The sequence below is a fragment of the Paenibacillus macquariensis genome (assembly GCF_900156375.1).
GTDB classification, from domain to species: domain Bacteria; phylum Bacillota; class Bacilli; order Paenibacillales; family Paenibacillaceae; genus Paenibacillus_AQ; species Paenibacillus_AQ macquariensis.
The window spans coordinates 124,049-146,041 of sequence record NZ_FTNK01000001.1; the positions used below are offsets into that span (position 1 = coordinate 124,049).

Below are 21,993 nucleotides of genomic sequence, written 5' to 3' on the forward strand. Positions count from 1 at the left end.
TCCTTGATTTGAAGGAATGGGTCGATAGTCATCATGTCTCCTACTTGGATGCAGTACCTTTTCATCAGTCTTCTAAACTCATGCTGAATGAATTAATCTCGATACCATCTGGCAAATCTTCCTTAGACACACTAATAAGCGATCTTACGAAGACCTGCCCTTTCATTTTCTTATCTGAATTATTTTCATTACTCACTGGAATTACCTCGATTGTTAACGTTGGATTGTTCTCTGTATATACATCCGGTAATCTTAGTGATTTAATCTTAAATCCTTCTGTTACAGATCCCTTTTGTCCAATACTTACACATATGAAATAAGCTATTGGTGTTTCTTTAACTATAAATCCGCCAGGTACTGAATTCTTATACTCTTCATATTTATCTGTTATTTCTTTTGGTAGGTTTTCCGCGTTACTGGACTCCCAAGCAAACCTAGAAGAATTCTTCGAATATATCAGTTGTTTATAAGGAATACTCTTCTTACTTTGATTAGCCGCCTCAACCGTTTCTATTTGCGTAACCGTAGACTGGTTCCCATCCCCCTTTAGTCCTGTGCTACAACCGATCTGTAAGCCCAACAGAACGATGATTATATACAATCCTGCCATTTTTTTAAACAATTACAAACCTCCTTACTAGTCAACCTCATTTATGATAAAAGAAATACTTACTTCCGCTTCTTCCCTGCATCAATATCCTTCGAATCAAGTCCCTTCCAAATGTTTGGTAGATCGACTTGCTCAGGATGTTCAAAGACCAGAAATGCTGTAGGTAGATAGCGCTCACCGTATTGAGAAGACGGACTATTCACAATTTCATTATCCTTGACTAACACGGTAGAGGAACCTCCATCCAAATTAGCTCCAATCACAGCGCCGTGTTCAAGTAAGATTTGTTGCACATCATACAAGTTAGCTCCCACACTTCCCACCTGTCTTCCATCAATGACAACAAATAATATCGCCCCATCTGCGCGCTGGCCCATAGCTGTTCTTGGAGCAACTCCCCAACCTTCGCCTGCGTTCTTAATAAGTCCCTTCCCGTTGACTATCATACGTGGTTGGAACGTAACCGCCTCCTGAACACCAAGATCTGTCAGTTCTTTAAGCGTGTAATTACCAGCAATCATTTTCCCAAGTCTATCTAGACCTACGATCTGTGTGCTCTTCTTCCCCCCGCTGCCATTATAATATAGTTGTCCTTGCGAAATAACGACACCAATCGGCTTGAATCCGTTTCCTTTCCCGTTCGGATCCGCGAATCCACCCCCATTGACTCCCGCAATTGCACCTGTACGCTTAACCATATCAGAGACCTTTTCCCCGGTACCTACTTTACTCGGGATACCTAGGCGGACTTTCGTTGGATCATTGACAATCATGACGTATCCGGTATAACCGCTACCTGATATATTCTCAATTTCTACAAGTGGCTTTTCCTTCTCTTCGGCGACAGGCTGAATGTCATGCGTATCAATCTCATCTCCCATTTGCTCAAACCGGGTATTATATTCCGTTACCCGTGTCTTCAATTCATTTTCGCCGATAATATATTTAGCCAAGGAACGGTGCTGGGTAGTTATAAATGTATCTGCAATCAGATAGCGTAGATTTCGGGCTGAAGGCGCAAAATACACCCAACTACCGGCAGCCATGAGCAACACAAATACGCCAAGAAACACCATGGTCAATATATAAAAGAACGACCTTTTTTTCCTCTTCTTGATTTTCTTCTGTTGGCGTACTGTTGAACGCCGTGGTAATGATGTAGGTTCCACTTCTTTCTTTGCCTCCCTGTCTTGTCTTCCAACTATCATCTAGAAAATTATGTAATATCTTTTATAGTAGACGATAATATGAGATACAAAGTTTCAATATTTTAACTATTATGTGTATCTTCATAAATGCAAAAAAAAGGACAACATAACACGTTGTCCTGAACTGTGACCCGAATGCATACTTTTCTTTCTCATATCCGACATGCGCTCATTCAATATTTGTGAGGGTCTAAGCATTATCGCCCTTGCCCCTCCTATCTCCCTTTGATTATTCTTAACATAGCGTTTGCGTTTGCCTGAAACTCATAAGATGCGTTAATTTCTTCAACGGTACATCTCATATCTTCTAGATATTTCACTATTCTATCTAGATGTTCATAACGTTTGCCTTCCAGGTCCACTAAAGGAAAAATACGAATTTCTTCTTTAGACACCCTCAACAATTCATTCAACGTTGTTATATGAAATTCATAGTCTAAGCGTTCAGCATATGTAAATAGGAAATGGGCAGACAGAAGAATATCGAATTCTCCATCTTTGAACGGTAACATAGGTAACGTCACTGGAATGTACCGCTCACTAGATTCTCTCATATCATTAGCACAATCATTCAAAGCACTTTGACGATGTTCCCTGAGACTGTTTATATCCTTGAAATAATCCCAAATATACTTTTCTTTTACGTTCTCCATGTGTTCCATTGTATGTACTATGTCTTGTAGTCCTTTATTTACTAAGTCTTCCTGAGCGTGATAATAAGCAATATCACATGCTGTGATATCCAATCCTAATTTGTTACCTATTGCTGTAAAAGAACATGCTCCTGCTGGACAATCCAGTATTTTCTTCCCTTTCAACTCGTCCTCTGATAGCGAAAACATGTCTAGATATTCCTTATAACTTCTCCCTATAAAAACAATTCTTTCTATCTCTAACTTAGTCCTCTGCTCAGCTCTACTCATCTAAACACACCTCTTCATGTATAATTAAGTTCAACTTTATTCTATGTGTACATGTGGACAGCGAATCCTTAACTCCCTTATGAAGGTTTCTTGATCAAGGGGAGAGACTTGCACAACATCATATCTACCATACTTAATTTCAACTTTACGACTAGAGGTCGCCATAGCCATATTTGATATCCAAGATCGAACTGGCTTCACATGAGTAATGCTATCATAAGTTATAGAGTTGGTTAACGGTCCCATCCGAATGAACAATTCAGTATCCAATAACTTATAGACTACCCCCAACCATATCCAAGCTATGAAGCCCGCCATCCCCATACAGAATAGGAATAATATACTCCCACCAATGATATTAGTTCCCACCTTAAAAAGTGGAGATATGCTTGCCAAAGCTAAGCCAATGATACAGAACCACATCGTAATCGATAACCAAAGGTCTCTCCTCGGAATAAATTTCAAAGAATTCCTCCTCTTATGTGTATTACGTATTACGAACAATAGATCTAGTGTAATTAATTTCTAACAATATAGCACAATCTATTAATTGGCAATACCGAATATGATTCATCCCTCGATTAATCTTCCATCAACCGTGCCATTACTACTAGCTTACTTAATGTTTTCCAATTCCGAACTGTCACGGGTCCACCAAGCTTATGTAAATGATTCGCAAGCTTCGAATTCCGAACACTATTACGGAACAATAAATAGACGTCTCGCCCTACAACATAATATTCATCGTTAATGCTGCTATATGCGCTCAGCCGATCAATATCTTCTTGAACCGGTACTTCTACCAACATAGCGACATAGAGACTCTCGCCTACAGATGTTGCTTCTGCTTCAGCAAGAATATCTTCTGAGAACGGGCAATGATCGATAATCCGCTCCAATTCCGTAGATGTTCTCAGCATCACATTGACCGAGAATCCACAAACCGTTTCAATTTCATGTTCGATTAGTCTGATTAAGGGTTCCTCCAACGCATTGGATTGGAACAAAACATTTCCGCTTTGGATATAAGTCTGAACACGTTGTAACCCCATCATTTCGAACATTTGCTTTAACACTGCCTTCTTAATCATATTCTTTCCGCCTACGTTAATCCCTCGCAAGAACGCAATATATGTAGTCATTTGGCACCAACCTCTTCTTTTCTTCTATTTTTCAATTAGATCCTGTTTAATAAATTCATATAACTTTGAACTAGCGCTACTCAGCGGATATTCTGATGTTTTACATAGAATACCAAAAGTCATGTCTATATGACAGTCACTCATCGTCCGAACGATTGTTCCAGAAGGAACAGGGTTCAAAACAATTTCCGGCACAAAAGCGATACCTAATCCTCTTTCAACATAGTATTTCAAAGCCGTCATGCTCCCAATCTCCATCGTGTCCGAACCAATATTTCCTGATTCCTGCAATACCATCTCAAGTTTTCTTCGATATGGACAGGTTGCTGATGTAATAAGCAGACGTACTCTCCGAATATCATCCAACGTAATATCAGATTTCTCCGTAAGAGGATGATTCTCGGGCATTAACAGCACAAAGGCTTCCTTAAATAGAGGTTCAAAATAAAGCTCCGATCCGAGATCTGGTTCAGAACAAAGAGCAAAATCAATCTCCCCTTTGAGAAGTCGCTCGCTCAACACAGGTGTATTTGCAAACTCTACAGATACTCTGATTTTTGGGAATTGAGTTATAAACTTCTCCAAAATACTAGGTAACCGATAACTAGCAGTAGGCTCCGTCACACCAATTCGAATATTTCCTGCCTCACCTAACTGCAAATCCGTCATATTCGTTTGTAATAGCTCCATATTCTTTACAATTTGTATACTTTGTTCATGAAACATTCTTCCTGCTTCTGTTAATGTAATCTTTTTCCCACGCTCGATAAGCTTAATACCCAAATCGGATTCCAGCTTTTGAATTTGCATTGTAACGGTGGATTGAGCATAATTCATTTCCTCAGCGGCTCGGTTGAAACTTCCGTATTTCACTATTAGCTGAAACGTTTTTAATGTTTTAAGATCCATCTTTACTCCTCTTAAAGTTAGTTCAATTATTTTGAATAGAACGTTCAATTAATTCAATTATACAAAACTGAAATAGCAATATACAATTATTTAAGTTCCTATATATCATAAATTTCAGACGTTTAGATCAGTAAAGATTTCATAAAAGAACATTGGCTAAGGAGTGCATAAGAATGGATTTAAAATACAAGGTAGCGCTCGTCACCGGCGGTGGGACTGGGATTGGTAGAGCTACATCCTTAGAACTTGCGAAACGTGGGGCTAACGTGGCAGTTAATTACTCGCGTTCTAAAGCAGATGCTGATGAAACGGTGCAGTTAATTAATAGCCATGGTGGAAATGCCATAGCGATACAAGCAGATGTTTCTCACGATACGGAAATACGTGAGATGGTCGAACACATTGTACAACAATTCGGTACGATTGATTTGCTTGTGAATAATGCTAGCATAACATCTCATATCGCACTCGATGATCTTGAAGCCGTAACGGATGCTGTATGGGATAATCTCTTTGATGTGAATGTGAAAGGCATGTTTAACTGCGCTCGAGCCGTTGCCCCATACATGAAAACGAGTAACCAAGGCGCAATTGTCAATCTCGGAAGTATAGCGGGTATTACAGGGTTAGGATCTTCACTACCCTATGCCGTATCCAAAGCAGCCGTACATGCGCTGACTAAATCGTTAGCACGTGCCTTAGCTCCTGATATAAGAGTAAATTGTGTTGTACCAGGAGCCGTTGCTACAAGATGGTGGGCTGGAAGAGAAGAACAAATGAAGAGGTTAGCTCCTCATCTTCTGTTACAGCACATCTCCACACCTGAAGATATTGCTAAATTTATCTGTTCAGTCTTGGAACAAGAGGCCATGACTGGTCAGATCATTACGATAGATAGTGGACAAACATTATAATAACAATATTAGGATATCCATCCGTATCATATCAATTTGATCAATTAATTCACCATTGTAGTCAATAATCACAACTGTTATAATATTCAAAACATTCCATTTAAAACAACATAAGGGCTATGCTTTTCTGGCGATACCGGAGACAACCCACGTTACGAATAGGGTTGTTTTTGTGTTTTGTTTTATATTGATAATGGAGGGTTGAACAATGACAGTAACAAATGAGACTAGAGTCATCTTAACCAAAGCAGATTTAATCCAACAATTTATCACCTGTGGAGTAGCAGAAGGGCAAACGATATTTGTACATACATCATTAAAAAGTCTGGGATTTGTTGTTGGTGGCGCAGAAACGTTAATACGATCCCTTCTTGAAATCGTAGGAGAGGAAGGTACATTAATGATGCCCTCTCAGACATGGAAGAATCTCGACCCATCCACGGGCGTACATTGGGAAGAACCCGTAGAATGGTGGCCCATCATTCGTGAACACTGGCCCGCCTATGATAAAGAGATTACACCTGCCATTAGTATGGGTATTGTGGCTGAAATGTTTAGAAGCTGGCCTGGGGCATACAGATCTGACCACCCGGCAAGATCGATAGCAGCTGTAGGGAAACATGCGGAATATATAACATCAGAACATGATTTAAGTAATATTTTCGGGATCAACTCTCCTGTTGACAAATTGTATACCTTAGATGGATACGTCCTCTTGATAGGTGTCGGATACGATAAGAATACCTCGCTCCATTTAGCGGAGACAAGAGCACACTTTGCAACAAAACGATTTACAGATGAGAGTAGCGCGATCATGGTAGACGGCAAGCGACAGTGGGTGACTTATTCTACCCAAGCAGTCGATGATGAAGATTTCATTCGATTAGGTAGCGTTTATGATACAGAAAACAACATTGTGGTTCATAAAGTAGGAAATGCGGATGTACGCTTCATGAAACAAAGACCATTAATTGATTGGACGGTTCAGTGGATGGAAAGGAATAGAGTGTAATCAAATTTAAACACAAAAAAGATGAGTCCACAAAGCTGCCTAAGCCTTTGCGGTTCTCATCTTTTATATAAATCCGAATAATCTTTTTAACTTCTACCGTTACTACGGAACTTTTGCGTATAGGCTTTAGCATCATTAACATTCTTGACGCGATTGCGGCTCCATTCCAGTAATATACGGTCGATATAACGGAAATGGACCTTCCCAGCAAATACAGCTTCTTTCAAAGCCATGAGAATGAGTTCGTCAGGGTATTTGTCTTGATCTAGCCATCCCGATATCGTCTCACATTCCATCGGTGACAGTGGTCGTCCAAATTCCTTCTCGAAAATGGTAAACATATTACGCTCAGACTCAGGCTCACCTGCAGCTGATATAGTTTTTTCACGTTGAATAGAAGCTTGTTTAGCCTTATTCTTAGCATCATTCGCCATACATATGCTTAACTTATCATAAAGTCCTGAGACGTTATAACGTTCATATTGAATACCACTTTCTTCATCGAACTCTTCATCAATGCTGAGAAATCCATCCTTCATGAGCTTCTGTAGCGTCAGAGATATGGATGCTGTCGTTCCCCCTGCAAGTTCCTGCATATCTTCTAATGTAGGGAACTCTTTGTGCTCCACCTGCTTGAAAGACATGAGGTGCATTAACAATAACAGCTCATTGTCCTTCAGCTTCAATCTACGGTAATAACGGAACAGTGCATAAGGTATTATAGCTACCCCTGATCCCATGCCTGATGAAGCTCCCTCTGCCCATGTTCTCCATCCATTATTATCCATGGACATCACCTCTTAACTTAAGGATACAGACGATACAACGTACGTGGGAAGGCAATCGTCTCACGAACATGATCAAGTCCACAAATCCATGCTACAGTACGTTCTAGACCTAGACCGAATCCAGAGTGAGGTACTGATCCATATTTACGTAAATCCATATACCATTGGTATGTCTCTAATGACAAGTTATGCTCTTTGAAACGCTCTTCAAGCAACGCTTGGTCATCAATACGTTGCGATCCTCCAATAATCTCACCATATCCTTCAGGTGCAATCATATCAGCACATAACACGACTTCTGGACGTGTTGGATCAGGCTTCATATAGAATGATTTGATACCAACAGGGTAGTGTGTTATGAATACTGGTTTGTCATGACTCTCAGCGATCGCAGTCTCATGAGGAGCACCGAAATCATCACCCCAAGGAATGTCGAAACCTTTTCCATGTAGGAATTCAATAGCTTCATCATACGTAATACGAGGGAATGGCGCTTGAATCTGCTCCAACTTAGAAACATCACGACCCACTGCTTCTAATTCTGTACGACAATTCTTAAGCACAGATTGTACAACATAACTGATAAAGTTTTCTTGAACGCGCAAACTTTCTTCATGATCTGTAAATGCCATCTCAGGCTCAATCATCCAGAATTCGATCAAATGACGACGTGTTTTGGATTTCTCCGCACGGAAAGTAGGTCCGAAAGAATATACTTTTCCTAACGCCATCGCTGCAGCTTCCATGTATAACTGGCCACTTTGAGTTAGGTAAGCATCCTCATCGAAATATTTCGTATGGAACAAGTTAGTTGTTCCTTCCGCAGATGTCGGAGTAAGGATCGGTGGATCCACCAATGTAAATCCATTTGTGTCAAAGAACTCACGTACCGAACGAATGATTTCCGCACGAATTACAAGAATCGCACGTTGTTTGTTCGAACGCAACCATAAATGACGATGATCCATTAAGAAATCAACACCATGTTCTTTTGGAGTAATGGGATAGTTCTCCGTGATATGTATCACTTCAATCCCCGTGACAGACATTTCATACCCAGATGCGCTACGTGGTTCTTCACGAATGATTCCCGTTACATACAGCGAACTTTCTTGTGTCAGACTCTTAGCAGCATCCCAGACTTCTTCTGTTACTTCACTCTTTACGACTACCCCTTGGATATATCCGCTACCATCACGTAGTTGTAGAAATTGAATTTTCCCACTTGAACGTTTGTTATTGATCCAGCTTCCAATGGTCACTGTTTCGCCAACATGTTTAAACACATCACGAATCACACTTTTGTTGGACATGCCTTAATCTCTCCCTTATTGTCTGACCTTCGATATTATATATTCATGATGAAGAACAACTATTTCAATTCACTAACAATGCGGTACGTATCACGTGCAATAACCAATTCTTCATTCGTTGGAATAACAAGAACCTTCACTTTCGACTGACTTGTTGAGATCAATCGTGGTTCGCCAGAACGAATGGCATTCAGTGCATCGTCGATTTCTACCCCAAGATAAGTTAAATTCTCGCATACTTTCTCACGGACAACAACGGAATTCTCACCAACTCCTGCTGTAAATACAATCACATCAACACCATTCATAGCCGCAGCATATGAACCTATATATTTACGCAAACGATATTCGTACATTTCAAAAGCAAGTGTACAATTCGCATCGCCATTTGCCATACCATCTGTAATTTCACGCATATCACTGCTGATACCGGATATGGCTAGAAGACCACTATGTTTATTCAGCATAGAGTTCACTTCATTCACAGTTAATTCTTCTTTATTCATAACAAACGGTACAATCGCTGGATCAAGGTCTCCACTACGAGTTCCCATCATCAAGCCTTCTAATGGAGTCATACCCATTGAAGTATCTATAGAATGTCCTCCTTGAACGGCAGTCAGACTTCCTCCGTTCCCAATATGACAAGTAATAATCTTCAGATCCTCAATAGCTTGACCAAGAAACTCAGCTGCTATGTGGCTAACATATTCATGGGAGGTACCGTGGAAGCCGTAACGGCGAACTTTGTATTTGTTATACAAAACCTTTGGAATCCCATATAAATAAGCCTTTTCAGGCATTGCTTGATGAAAAGCGGTATCGAAAACAACAACTTGAGGAACACCGGGCATATTATTTTCTGTCGCTGTTATTCCCATCATCGCTGCTGGATTGTGTAGTGGTGCTAAATCGAACAAACGGCGAATTTCAGTCTTAGCAGGATCATCAACAAGTGCAGATGCCTTAAAGGATTCTCCCCCATGAACAACGCGATGACCAACAGCCTGAATTTCGTCTATCGATTTAATAACACCATGTTCTGGATCTGTTAGCATCGATAATACTTTTCGAATGGCAGTATTGTGCTCCAGAATCTCTTTGACTTCCGTAACTTCCTGACCTCCAGTAGGTTTATGATTCAGTATGGAAGAATCCATCCCAATTCTTTCTACAAGGCCTTTAGCTAGTACTGACTCGTCTCTCATATCGTACAATTGGTATTTCAAAGAAGAACTTCCTGAATTAATAACTAATACTTTCATACCCGGTCACCATCCTTGTCGTACTTGAAGAATCCTTCACCTGTTTTAACGCCTAGATGCCCAGCACGAACCATCTTCTTAAGTATGGTAGACGGACGATATTTCAATTCACCAAATTCACGGAACATTCTTTCAAGTGCTGCAAGTACAGAATCAAGCCCGAAACGATCAGCCATTTCTAGAGGACCATTCTGGAATTGATACCCTATACGCATCGCATCATCGATATCTTCAGCAGATGCTACGCCTTCTTGAAGAATATGAAGTGCCTCATTAATTAATAAACAAATTAACCGAGAAGACACAAATCCAGGAGATTCGTAGATCATAATTCCTTTTTTGTTTACAATTTCCTCTACGAAACGTTTCGTTTCTAAGAATGTAATATCCGATGTCTTCAATCCACGTATAATCTCAACTAAATCTACTTTACCTACTGGATAAATAAAGTGCATGCCAATGACACGTTCAGGATACATCGTAGTGCTAGCAAGTTCCGTCAAACTCAACGTCGATGTATTGCTCGCAAGAATAATATTGTTAGGACACACTTGGTCCAATTGTGAGAATATTAGTTTCTTTGCTTCTATATCTTCAGAAATCGTCTCAATAACCATATCACAAGAGCCAAGCTCAGCGAAATGAACTACTTTTTGGATTCTGCTCAAAATAAGTTTCTTCTCAGCTTGGGTAATTCCCCATTTCTCAAGCTGTTTGTCGAGACTCGTTTCAATCATTTGATAAGAATAATTTAATTTCTCTACGGATTTCTCAACTAACAATACTTCAATACCTTTTGCAGCAAGCATTTCCGCGATTCCTTGTCCCATCGTACCACCACCGATGACACCAATCTTTTTAAATAACATCCGGTATGCACTCCTCTTCTATGTCTAATATTCGCTATTGTACCCCGTCTGTCGGAAAATACGATTTTTCACTCCAACATATAATAATATCTTAGCATGGAACAAAAGTAAAAAAAAATAACCAGCATCATATTTTATGCTGGTAAAAGCGAAGTTTCACGAAATAGACATCGAAATTGTTCTCCTGATAAGTTTTCCTCGGTAAGAAGGATTTCCAATGAATGATCAAAGATATGACGATGCTGCTCTAATGTACTTCGAGTACGTGTCATTAATTGTTCTAAAATGACATTATTTACTTTCATTAACTCTTCTGTCGTCACCATATCTATATTAATAATACCCAAGGAGGTTAATCCTGACTTCATCATCGTTTGTACAATGTTTAGCGCCTGTTCAAAGTCATTACTAGATCCAGTGCTTCGACCACCATAATATATTTCTTCCGAAGCCGCTCCACCAAGCGCAATCATGATCTGTTCTTCTAGGAATGCCTTCGTATACAGATATTGTTCTTCTTGCGGGTTATGACGAACGTACCCTAGAGCCTGACCACGTGGCGTCAGTGCAACTTGACTCACACTTCCTGGGCGAACAATTTCTGCCATGATCGCATGTCCTAATTCGTGAATGGCCACTCTCTTCTTCTCTTCTTGGGTTGACTCCCGATCAGTCTTTTCACCCATCATGACTTTATCAATAGCCATCGACATATGCCGTTGTTCAATCTCAACCTTATTTTCTCTCATCATATAAATCGCTGCCTCGTTCATCACACTTTCAAGTTGTGCTCCAGAGAACCCATAAGACTCTTCCGCGATTTTATCCATGTTGGCGTCAGTATGAATAGGCTTATTCTTAGCATAAATTTCTAAGATATGTTTGCGACCTTTCTTTTCTGGAAGATCCACTTGAATATGTCGATCGAACCGTCCAGGACGAAGAAGAGCACTATCCAGCATCTCTTTACGATTTGTTGCGGCAATGAGAAGTATTCGTGGGCTATCCGAGTTATATATACCATCCATTTCCGTTAATAGTTGATTTAAGGTTTGGTCATACTCTCGTTGTTGTCCGCCTTCACGTTTACCTCCGATGACATCAATCTCATCGATGAAAATAATTGCGCTTTGCTTGTTCTCCTTTTGTGCACGCGTCCGCGCATCTCTGAATAGATCACGGACTCTCCCAGCGCCTACACCCACATACATCTCAACAAATTCACTGCCTGATGCAGCCACAAATACAGAATCAGTATAATGACTTGCTGCTCTTGCAAGCAATGTCTTTCCTGTTCCTGGAGGTCCTGTTAGTAATATGCCCTTTAATGGGCGAATACCATATTTCTGAATTTCTTCATGACGAATGAGAAAGTTAAGTGCTTCCATCAATTCCTCTTTAGGATGTTCTTGCCCGCCAATTTCATCAAAGGTCAGTTTGCTAGGACCTTTCTTCTTACGCTTACGATCAGTAGACGCACCAACCGCGATTCCCCCACGCATCTTTAGTACAATCAGAAAGACCGCCACTACGCCGGCCACCAGAAGAAATGGAATCATATTCACACCAATATAGGCAAGAAAGATGAGCACCACAGGGACGAGACCAATCAAGATTTCCTTCATCAATTTAGGCATTATTCCACACCCCCAACACGCCAGGAACACGTGGTAGAATGATAAATTTGCTTCCCTTTCCATCGGTTAGACTAATATACACATTCTGATCATCCATTTCAGTTAACACTTTTACAGTTGAACCTTGTTCCATTTCTTTCAATTTATCTACAATCTGTGTATAGCGTTTATTCTCCATTGCTTCTGCGACTGGAAACATTGCCTTATCCCAGAATTTGTTTATATTAGTTGTCGTGTGTTCCTTCACATCTAACTTCAATGTGCGTTTTCCAACGATCGATTTTCCTTCAGTCTTTAATTGTTGAACCAAACCTGGTAATCGAGTACCCGGTTCAATATCAAGTTTCACAACGACCTCATCACGTGTAATGTTCAGTTGTGCAGTATTAACTCCTTCGTATTCCGTCACTATATTTTGGAGTGGATTTTGAACCTTCACTTGCTTATAAACGAACCATCCGCCAAACAAAAGCGAACCTGAGATAACAACCGTAAGTGCGATAGGCATGATACGAAACTTCATATAACAGTCCCCTTCCGAAAGTTGATGGATATTTGTATATACAATAAGTACACGAATAAGTATATCATACTTTCTATACTATTATATCGATAATATCTGGATATTCAAATTTTTCATCTTAAAACACAAATAAACCTGACTGACTCATCCTAATAGGAATGAGTCAGTCGGGTTAAATTGAGGAAGGATAATCAAGCCAAAATCGCACTTAATTGTGACTTGAATCATCCATTATATTTATCGATTTGGCAAAGTATATTGTTCACCAAGTTGTGAACCATCGCTGAATTTATAGAAACGATAGTAATAATGATCTTGATCTCTATAAAACAATTGCCACACATTATTTCCGTTGAACAAACCAGGTTGCAAGCGAATCTCTTTTATGTTTGGCAGCTCATTTAGGATCTTAGCTTTTATCTGACTCTCCGATAATCCATTCTGTAATAATTCACTGTGAATGGCTCCAGATGTTTCATCAACTTTATATTCTTTTGTGAATGGTACCCAGACGAATAGACTTTGATCATTCTTATCTTTACCTTGGATGACCCAAACCACGTTATCCCAGACCGATTTTTCAGTTCTTGTCACTTTTATTAAATCACTATGTTGTTTCGCTGCAGCGATAGCCATTTCTTCTTCGCTCCATTGATCTTGCATAGTGTATATGTAATAGCGATAGAGTCCGAATAATATAACAATAGAGATTGCAATAGCCAATAAAATAATATTCTTCTTGTTCTTCAACCTGAACTTCCTTTCCTATGTTCTTACCGATTTAGTAAGCCCTCGAAAGCAGATTGAGCTTCACGGCGAATTCGTTCTTCGTCTATTGTGAGACAAGCTCCGTTCTTGACTACTTGCTTGCCATCGACCCATACATGCTCTACGTCTTTAGCACTAGCAGAATAGATTGAATGAGAGATGAAGTCCGTATGAGGTAAGAAATGTGCCTGATCGGTATTTAGTGCAATGAAGTCAGCCTTCATCCCCGGGGCCAATCTTCCTACATTGTCTAGGAACAATGATTTAGCGCCATATGTTGTACCCATCCGAAGTGCTTCAGCAGCAGGTATAGCTGTAGGATCACCCGAAATCCCTTTGTGAATCAGTGCTGCAAGTCTCATCTCTTCAAACATATCAAGATTGTTATTACTAGCTGCACTATCTGTTCCAAGCGATACCGTTACGCCAGCTTTCAGAAGATCTGTTACGCGCGCAATACCACTTGCGAGCTTCAAGTTACTTCCTGGATTGTGAGATACGCCGACATCATGAGTCGCTAATATTTCAATTTCTTCATCAGTTAAGTGCACACCATGTGCAATAATCGACGGACGAGTAAACATGCCAAGCTTCTCTAAATGTTGCGTAGGACGAAGGCCGTAGTCAGCCACATTCTGTGCAACTTCACTGAGCGTTTCCGACATATGTGTATGCATCGGAAGGTCTAGATCATGAGCTGCCTGTACAAACTTCTCAAAGAAGGCTGGATGACATGTATAAGGCGCGTGAGGCGACATCATCGTCGTAATTCGTCCCTCGGCCTGACCGTTCCAATCTTTAGCGAAGTTGATAGCCTCATTAAGTTTATGTTGTTGCATCTCTTCTGAACAAAAACCGATAACGCCTCTTGTTAAAACAGCACGCATACCCGATTCTTGAACGACTTTGGCCACTTGATCCATGTGATCATACATATCTAGAAAAGTTGTTGTTCCACCTTTTAACATTTCTAATACAGATAGTGACGATCCCCAATAAACATTTTCAGAAGTGAATTTCTCTTCCATAGGCCACATTTTCTCTTGCAACCATACTTGAAGTGCAAGATCATCGCCATAACCTCTTAGCAATGACATAGCTGCATGTCCATGTGTATTAACAAGACCTGGTAAGAACAATAAATGCGTCCCATCAAATACTGGAATATCATCGGAGCAATCAGGTTTTTCCTCGCCGATATACGTTATTAAATCATCTTCAACAAGCATGTATCCCTTCACAACGGAATGTTCATCATTCAAAACAACAAACGTTCCATTCTTAATGATCCACTTCTGTGCTTGATTGTTTAACATCGTCCAAATCTTCCTTTCCGTTATCCAAATAATAAGCCAAGCTAATCATATCTGTTGTGAAATCAGCCGCATGAACGCGAACATTCGCCGGTGTTTTCAATATGATCGGAGCAAAATTCAAGATAGCCCCAATACCCGCTTCTACTAGTTTATCAGCAACTTGCTGTGCTTCATGTTCAGGAACGGTAATAATACCGATCCGTATGTTGTGTTGTTTGATGGTTGCGGAGAGTTCCTCCATGGGCTGAACCTTTAATGTATTAATTAGCGTTCCAACTTTTGGTCCGTAGGCATCAAATACTGCGACTATCTTTAAATTTTCTTTCAAATACATATTATAATTTGATAATGCTTGGCCTAAATTACCCGCACCAATTAGAACCACATTAATTTGTTGATCAAGATTAAGGATATGACGAATTTTTTCTATAAGATATGCCACGTCATAGCCGATGCCTTTACGTCCGAAATCTCCAAAATAAGCAAGATCTTTGCGAATTTGTGCAGGATTCAAATCAAGCTTTTGGCCGAGTTCCTGAGACGAAACTGTAGCCACTTCTCGTCGCTGAAGCCCTGATAGATACCGCAAGTAAATGGGTAATCTTCGGACCACAGCTTCTGAAATTTTGTCAGACTTCATACTTGCTCCCCCTAATTATTAGCTATAACATCCGCTTTTAGGATTTATCGCCTTCATGTAACCACTCTGATATTCTTGAGACCATTTGATTGGTCGGCATATGTTCCATCTTTGGACCAGGTAATGAGTAAAGGAAATGTTTACCATAGTATGATTCTATCACACGCGTATCGTAAACAATAACAATTCCTCTATCACTTGCCGTTCGCACCAGCCGACCAAATCCTTGTTTAAATCGAATCACTGCCTGCGGTACTGACAATTTCATGAATGGGTTTTTCTTCTGCTGCTTGAGTAGCTCACTCTTAGCTTCCACCAGTGGATGGTTGGGCGGTTGGAATGGTAAGCGAACAATCGCTAAACAAGTCAATGCTTCCCCTGGGATATCTATCCCTTCCCAAAAACTGCTTGTTCCTAGTAGCACTGAAGCACTACTATCCTGAAAACGACGGATTAACTTACTGCGACTCCCCGTATCAACACCTTGACCTAGTATGGTGATATCACTTGAAGATAAGGCGCTACGTAGCGGTTCATACACTTGACGAAGCATCCGATACGATGTAAATAACACTAACATTCTACCTTGCGTAACGATAGCCGTATCAGCCAATGACTTCACAAGTGTCTCAACGAAGAGCGCATCACCAACACTCCCTTTCACACTTGGAAAGTCACGTGGGATAACAAGCAATGCCTGATCTCGGTAGCGGAAAGGAGATGGCAGTTGTACGGTCACTAATCGTCCATTATCCGATGCTTCTTGAAGCCCCAGATTCTCAATCATATACTGGAAAGATTTCTCGATAGACAATGTAGCCGAAGTGAGAATAATGCTCTTCTTTTTATCGAAAAATACTTCTTTCAGTTGCTTGCTTACATCTACTGGAACAGCATACATCTGCAACGATTTACTGCGGAAATGGCCATTTGCCTCCATCCAGTATACATTGCCTATATCGCTTAGCGCCATGAACATGTGAAGATCTTCACGTTCATTTGATAAATCTTTAATTAGACCGCTTATATCCGTTATTAGGCTGTCTGCGCTGAAATCATCTAGATTATCTTTAATGTCGTTTAGCATTTTCTCAGCTTTACGAGTCACCTCACCTAAGGTTACGTAAATCTGATTCTCTATCGCAGCTAATACATCCCAATCCTTAGGTTTCTTATTGGGCTGTAAGCGTAGAACGAACTGTCCTGTATCTCCAGGAGCCGCATCACTTCGCTCAGGTAGAAGAGCAAATAACATATCGTTTAATCTATCCCAATGTTCCTTCACTTCAACCAATTCACCACATAATCTGTCGATCACAACGGTCCAATCGGAAGCCTTCTCATCACTGGAAGAACGCAATTGTTGTATTAATGCTGGAAATTGACCATTCCGATTATCTTTGTAAAGACGTGTAAGTGTATGAACCACAGTGAAGTATCTCATATGAAGTCCCAAATGTTTACCCGCAACTTCTTCTAAATGATGTGCTTCATCAATCACTAAGTGTTCATAAGCAGGTAATAGCTGGTGTCCGGCTTTTACATCCGTAAATAACTTCGAGTGATTAGTGATCACTACATCCGCAATGCCGGCTTCATGCTTAGCACGATGATAATAACATTTACGAAACCATGGGCATGCACGTCCAAGGCAGGAATCGGAGTCACTTGAAACCGTTTCCCAGAAATCCCCACCACGACCACCCAGATTTAGTTCTTCATCATCGCCCGTCTCTGTTTGTGCCAACCATACAATCATTTGAGCAGCTAGGATCACGTCTTCTTTGGGATTAACGAAGTCCCTCTTATTTATTTTATGTTCAAATTTTCTCAAACACAAATAATGCTGTCTCCCCTTGAAAATTGCAGCTTTAAATAGGAAAGGAACGACTTGAGTTAACAAGGGTATATCTCGTTCACGTAACTGCTCTTGAAGGTTAATCGTATGTGTACTTACCATAACTTTCGACTCACGTTTCACACTCTGATAAATGGCAGGAATTAAGTATCCTAACGATTTCCCCGTACCCGTCCCTGCTTCAATAAGAAGATGTTTGTCGTTCTCAAGTGCATTCATGACCTCACCGAACATCATGCTCTGGGATTCGCGCGCCTCATACTGTGGCATAATTGCACGGAGCCGTTCTTCAATTTCTGCAAGAAATTGTGGGAAATCCATGGATTTAAGAGGATTATCATCTTCATCATTCCGTGGTGTGGAGATATCCGACCAATCTTCAACAGCCAGAGCCAATTGACGATAAAAGTTGTGACTCTCAAGGTCTTGCGCAGGCTCTTTTTCCTTCTCCCTGCATAAATCGTCGAAATACCAAGCCAAGTCACTATCCTCATCAGCAAATAACTCAGTAAGCCTTTGGAGCGTAATGAGTGGTAAACCAATCAATTCGTCTAGGCATTTCAATAATACGTGTGCTGTGGCCAAGGCATCGCTATCGGCTTGATGTGGTCGATCATGCACAATACCGAATTGTGTAGATACTAGACCTAATTGATATGTGGTTAACGATGGAAAACATATTTTCAGGAAATCTATCGTGTCCAGTATCCGTCCGCTGTATGGTAAATAACCGCACCGATCAAGTGCATTCTGCAAAAAATTAAAATCAAAAGAAACATTATGACCGACTAATACAACATCATCCAGCATCGGAACTAACTCCATCATCATTTCTTCTAAGGAAGGAGCGTTCTCAACGTCACTATTCGTGATCCCCGTTAAATTCGAAATAAAAGGTGGGATAGGTATCCCCGGATTAACATATGACCCGTACACTCGGGATATCGATTGATCTTCTTCAATAATGGCAAGTCCAACTTGAATAATTTCATCGGCGGACTGGTTGCCTGTCGTTTCAAAGTCCAGTACAGCAAATTTCATAATTAAGTATTCCCTTTCAATCCAGTCTCTTTAACAGCATAACAGAAGATCAGAATTTATTCATTAAGCAAGTAGAACCAGCTTTGTTGTCCTTTTATATTTCGAGAAAAAAAGGCGATACTCGTAGCTTTCGCAGGAACGGGCATCGCCTTCATTTGAGTCATCATGCTAAATTAATGAAATAAGCTGACTGCCATACTGGAGTTGACCGCGGTTTTGGTTGCAGACTTGCAGATTAATAAGTGGATCAGGAAGTGTAGGATCATTTTGTAATGACAATGTGAAATATTCTTGAGCTTTTCCCGTGTCCGCAAGTTTAGCCTGTATACAGCCTAATGCATTATAGATCATGGCTTTTAGCTTCTTATGCTCTGCTAATGGAAGAATCCATTGGAAATGTTCTAAAGCTTCCGACGTCTCCTCCAAATGGAGGTGAGCCATCGCAATATACATTCGGGCAAGTAAGCTGTCTGGATAATCATAAACGATTTGGGAGAATTGCTGAATGGATTGACGATACATCAGCAACTTAAAGTATCCCTGGCCTCTAACAAATGACTCCATTCCCATTTCAGGTGTATCACCTAAAGGAAACATAGGGGGTAGCACCGTATGTTCTCGGAAAGCACCCATCTTGTCTTCAAACGATAGCCATTCTTCAATAATTCCATCACTCATGGCCTTAAGCATGTTCCATCTCTGAATCAGCAGCTGCTTTTGGGTCTCTTGCGCATTTGGGTAATGCTTGACGATTTCCTCTAACATGTGGTTCATTTCAGCGAATACATGTTGAAACATGGCCTGCATCCCACCCTTAACAATAATGAAATCAGTGCGGTGTACCTGACTTCATTTTTTGTTGAAGTGATGCTTTTCATTCGCCATCCCATACATTACATATTATGATGATTTCCTATTTCCAATCGATTAGCGAATTGTCGCATGCACTTCTTTATCCATCAATTCAACAAGCTGATTCTTCTCATCTACAAATACGACTGTAGGTTTGTGGGAACTAAGCTCTTCCTGGGATATGACGGCGTAAGAAATGATAATGACAACATCTCCAGGTTGAACGAGTCTGGCTGCTGCTCCATTTAGACAAATAACACCACTGCCGCGAGGTCCAGGAATCACGTAAGTTTCTAGACGAGCCCCATTATTATTATTTACAATTTGAACCTTTTCGTTCTCAAGTAAATCGGCAGCCTCCATAAGACTCTCATCGATGGTAATACTGCCCACATAATTTAAATTCGCCTCCGTAACTGTTGCACGGTGAATTTTAGATTTCATGATATGTCTAAACAAGTGATACCGCCTCCTTTGGCGTAATTAACAAGTTATCTATAAGTCGTGTTTTGCCAAATTTAACAGCCACAGCTATTATTAATTTCCCAGTGATATGGTTAAGTAGGACATCATCGTTTATACGACTTAATGCTGGAAAAGTCAACACTTCAACATAATCAATGACAGCCAACGGAGAGAGATTAATCAAGCTTATCAGTTTCTCACGAATCTCAGAAGCCCTTAGAGACCCCTCTTGCTCCAAAGTACCCTTTACTTCAGATAGAGAACGAGACAGCACCAATGCCTGTTTACGTTCTTCTGAACTAAGATACACATTCCTAGAACTGAGTGCCAATCCATCTTCTTCTCGTACAATAGGACATGGCACAATCTCAACATTCATATTCAAATCGTGCACCATCTGTTGTAGCACCGCTACTTGCTGCGCATCTTTCAAACCAAAATAAGCTTGATCAGGTTGTACGATGTTAATCAATTTACTTACAACCGTAGTCACACCATCGAAGTGTCCCGGTCGAGACGCCCCACATAACAATTGAGTGACTTCACTAACCCTAATTTTGGTCAACGTTTGTGTGGGATACATTTCTTCCACTTGGGGAATAAATACAATATCCACTCCTTGACGCTCAGCCAAAGCTAGATCTTGCTCTTCATTCCGAGGATAGGTCTCATAATCTTCCCCTGGGCCGAATTGAATTGGATTCACAAATATACTAAGAACTACCAAGTCGCTTAGCTCATGGGCACGATTCATTAAGCTCGCATGACCTTCGTGAAGGTAGCCCATTGTAGGAACTAATCCTACTCTACAATCGCCGTTACTTGTTACTCTATATTGCTTCAGTTCTGCTCGGAGCTCAACAATATTACGAATGACCTTCATGATTTCTCCACCTTTGTTATGCCATTTCCATATAGTGAATCCAGTACATGATCCTCAGCTACAAACACATGATTCTCAGCCGGAAAGATACGTTCTTTCACTTCTTTAACATAATTCTCTAATCCTTCTCGGATTAATGTGCCGATATCACCATACGTTTTGACAAAACGTTTATTTATATATGGCGATGCATATTGAAAAATATCATGGAATACTAGCACTTGTCCGTCACAATAACGTCCAGCTCCAATACCTATCGTTGGAATAGACAGTTCCTTCGATATGGCTTCAGCCACTTGCTCCGTTACTAATTCCAATACGATTCCAAATGCGCCTGCTGCTTCTAACGCTTTTGCTTCTTCCATCAACCTTTGCGCATCTGCCGCATCTTTACCCTGAATTCGATAGCCGCCAATTTGGTTCACAGATTGTGGTGTTAGACCAATATGTCCAAGTACAGGAACACCCGATTTAACAATAGCTTCTACCGTAGCGCATATTTCCTTACCGCCCTCCATCTTAACAGCTTGAGCATGTCCTTCCTGCATAAGCCTTCTCACACCTCGTAAGGTCTCATCTATATTGCCGTGATACGTCATAAATGGCATGTCAGCCACGATAAAAGTATGCTCTGCCCCTCTTGCAACAGCACGGGTATGATAGATCATATCCTCCAACGTAACTGGAATCGTAGAGTTATATCCAAGTACTACGTTACCAAGGGAATCACCCACCAGTATGATATCTACACCAGCTTCATCAGATAGTTTTGCTGTAGGGTAATCGTATGCAGTCACCATACTTAACGGCGTTCCTTCCACCTTCAATTGTTTCATTTTCACAATGTTTAGTGCTGACTTCTTTGTCATGATAGTTGTGCCCCTTTCTCTTTTGAAAAACAATTCGGAATCAAGGATAGATTCTCCCTGTTGTTGTGTGTTAGATCTAGATTTTCATATTTAACACAACAAAAAAACCTTTTAGCAATTTCACTAAAAAGGTCCGATAGTCAAAAAAGAGTCACTTTCGATCGTCCCTTCTGTCTCGGTCCTTTCGG

22 protein-coding genes are annotated in these 21,993 nt (G+C 40.5%); 2 read left to right on the top strand and 20 right to left on the bottom strand.

Annotated features, from left to right (window positions below; all coding sequences use genetic code 11):
- Positions 1 to 64 precede the first annotated feature (64 nt).
- The 6 genes from BW961_RS00370 to BW961_RS00395 form a co-directional block, all read right to left on the bottom strand.
- Positions 65 to 622 (bottom strand): hypothetical protein, encoded by a 558-nt coding sequence (locus BW961_RS00370; protein ID WP_068590300.1) that lies wholly within the window; start codon positions 620 to 622, stop codon positions 65 to 67.
- Positions 623 to 669: 47 nt separating this feature from the next.
- A complete protein-coding gene (locus BW961_RS00375) occupies positions 670 to 1,656 on the bottom strand; it encodes a phosphodiester glycosidase family protein (RefSeq protein ID WP_394327647.1) in 987 nt (328 codons plus the stop codon).
- A 377-nt stretch (positions 1,657 to 2,033) separates the two neighbouring features.
- Positions 2,034 to 2,741, bottom strand: a complete 708-nt coding sequence (locus tag BW961_RS00380; RefSeq protein ID WP_068590296.1) for a class I SAM-dependent methyltransferase — start codon at positions 2,739 to 2,741, stop codon at positions 2,034 to 2,036.
- A 36-nt stretch (positions 2,742 to 2,777) separates the two neighbouring features.
- Complete coding sequence (locus tag BW961_RS00385) at positions 2,778 to 3,206, bottom strand: PH domain-containing protein (RefSeq protein ID WP_068590294.1); 429 nt, start codon at positions 3,204 to 3,206, stop codon at positions 2,778 to 2,780.
- A gap of 116 nt (positions 3,207 to 3,322) precedes the next feature.
- The gene (locus tag BW961_RS00390; RefSeq protein ID WP_068590291.1) at positions 3,323 to 3,883 is read right to left on the bottom strand and encodes a DUF1697 domain-containing protein; all 561 of its coding nucleotides are present in this window, start codon (positions 3,881 to 3,883) and stop codon (positions 3,323 to 3,325) included.
- Positions 3,884 to 3,907: 24 nt separating this feature from the next.
- Positions 3,908 to 4,792, bottom strand: coding sequence for a LysR family transcriptional regulator (locus tag BW961_RS00395; protein ID WP_068590289.1), 885 nt, complete (start codon positions 4,790 to 4,792; stop codon positions 3,908 to 3,910).
- Positions 4,793 to 4,965: 173 nt separating this feature from the next.
- Between BW961_RS00395 and BW961_RS00400 the strand changes: the two genes are divergently transcribed.
- The gene (locus tag BW961_RS00400; RefSeq protein ID WP_068590287.1) at positions 4,966 to 5,706 is read left to right on the top strand and encodes an SDR family NAD(P)-dependent oxidoreductase; all 741 of its coding nucleotides are present in this window, start codon (positions 4,966 to 4,968) and stop codon (positions 5,704 to 5,706) included.
- 208 nt (positions 5,707 to 5,914) lie between these two features.
- Positions 5,915 to 6,718 carry an AAC(3) family N-acetyltransferase gene (locus tag BW961_RS00405; RefSeq protein WP_068590285.1) on the top strand — a complete coding sequence of 268 codons (804 nt, stop codon included), beginning with the start codon at positions 5,915 to 5,917 and terminating at the stop codon, positions 6,716 to 6,718.
- 86 nt (positions 6,719 to 6,804) lie between these two features.
- On the opposite strand, the gene BW961_RS00410 is transcribed toward BW961_RS00405, so the two are convergent.
- The 14 genes from BW961_RS00410 to panB all read right to left on the bottom strand — a co-directional run bounded on the left by BW961_RS00410 (position 6,805) and on the right by panB (position 21,805).
- Positions 6,805 to 7,506, bottom strand: a complete 702-nt coding sequence (locus tag BW961_RS00410) for a DnaD domain-containing protein (protein WP_068590282.1) — start codon at positions 7,504 to 7,506, stop codon at positions 6,805 to 6,807.
- 17 nt (positions 7,507 to 7,523) lie between these two features.
- Positions 7,524 to 8,819 carry an asparagine--tRNA ligase gene (asnS, locus tag BW961_RS00415; protein WP_068590280.1) on the bottom strand — a complete coding sequence of 432 codons (1,296 nt, stop codon included), beginning with the start codon at positions 8,817 to 8,819 and terminating at the stop codon, positions 7,524 to 7,526.
- A 59-nt stretch (positions 8,820 to 8,878) separates the two neighbouring features.
- Positions 8,879 to 10,084, bottom strand: coding sequence for an acetate/propionate family kinase (locus BW961_RS00420; protein ID WP_068590278.1), 1,206 nt, complete (start codon positions 10,082 to 10,084; stop codon positions 8,879 to 8,881).
- Positions 10,081 to 10,953: a 3-hydroxyacyl-CoA dehydrogenase family protein gene (locus BW961_RS00425; protein ID WP_068590276.1), complete on the bottom strand. Its 873-nt coding sequence runs from the start codon at positions 10,951 to 10,953 to the stop codon at positions 10,081 to 10,083. Before BW961_RS00425 ends, BW961_RS00420 begins: the two co-directional genes overlap by 4 nt.
- 134 nt (positions 10,954 to 11,087) lie before the next feature.
- Positions 11,088 to 12,590, bottom strand: coding sequence for an AAA family ATPase (locus BW961_RS00430; protein ID WP_068590274.1), 1,503 nt, complete (start codon positions 12,588 to 12,590; stop codon positions 11,088 to 11,090).
- On the bottom strand, positions 12,583 to 13,113 hold the full coding sequence (locus BW961_RS00435; RefSeq protein WP_068590272.1) for a hypothetical protein: 531 nt from the start codon (positions 13,111 to 13,113) through the stop codon (positions 12,583 to 12,585). Before BW961_RS00435 ends, BW961_RS00430 begins: the two co-directional genes overlap by 8 nt.
- Before the next feature lie 237 nt (positions 13,114 to 13,350).
- Positions 13,351 to 13,863, bottom strand: a complete 513-nt coding sequence (locus BW961_RS00440; protein ID WP_068590270.1) for a cell wall elongation regulator TseB-like domain-containing protein — start codon at positions 13,861 to 13,863, stop codon at positions 13,351 to 13,353.
- 23 nt (positions 13,864 to 13,886) lie between these two features.
- Positions 13,887 to 15,197, bottom strand: a complete 1,311-nt coding sequence (locus BW961_RS00445; RefSeq protein ID WP_068590268.1) for an amidohydrolase — start codon at positions 15,195 to 15,197, stop codon at positions 13,887 to 13,889.
- Entirely contained in the window at positions 15,163 to 15,837 is a 675-nt protein-coding gene (locus BW961_RS00450) for a redox-sensing transcriptional repressor Rex (RefSeq protein WP_068590266.1), read from the bottom strand. Before BW961_RS00450 ends, BW961_RS00445 begins: the two co-directional genes overlap by 35 nt.
- Before the next feature lie 37 nt (positions 15,838 to 15,874).
- On the bottom strand, positions 15,875 to 18,736 hold the full coding sequence (gene dinG, locus BW961_RS00455; RefSeq protein WP_068590264.1) for an ATP-dependent DNA helicase DinG: 2,862 nt from the start codon (positions 18,734 to 18,736) through the stop codon (positions 15,875 to 15,877).
- 168 nt (positions 18,737 to 18,904) lie between these two features.
- The gene (locus BW961_RS00460; RefSeq protein WP_068590262.1) at positions 18,905 to 19,534 is read right to left on the bottom strand and encodes a tetratricopeptide repeat protein; all 630 of its coding nucleotides are present in this window, start codon (positions 19,532 to 19,534) and stop codon (positions 18,905 to 18,907) included.
- A gap of 129 nt (positions 19,535 to 19,663) precedes the next feature.
- The gene (gene panD / locus BW961_RS00465) at positions 19,664 to 20,047 is read right to left on the bottom strand and encodes an aspartate 1-decarboxylase (protein ID WP_068590260.1); all 384 of its coding nucleotides are present in this window, start codon (positions 20,045 to 20,047) and stop codon (positions 19,664 to 19,666) included.
- Positions 20,040 to 20,936, bottom strand: a complete 897-nt coding sequence (gene panC / locus BW961_RS00470) for a pantoate--beta-alanine ligase (protein WP_068590258.1) — start codon at positions 20,934 to 20,936, stop codon at positions 20,040 to 20,042. Before panC ends, panD begins: the two co-directional genes overlap by 8 nt.
- Entirely contained in the window at positions 20,933 to 21,805 is an 873-nt protein-coding gene (gene panB / locus BW961_RS00475) for a 3-methyl-2-oxobutanoate hydroxymethyltransferase (RefSeq protein ID WP_068590256.1), read from the bottom strand. The genes panC and panB overlap by 4 nt, the downstream gene beginning before the upstream one ends.
- Positions 21,806 to 21,993: the final 188 nt, after the last annotated feature.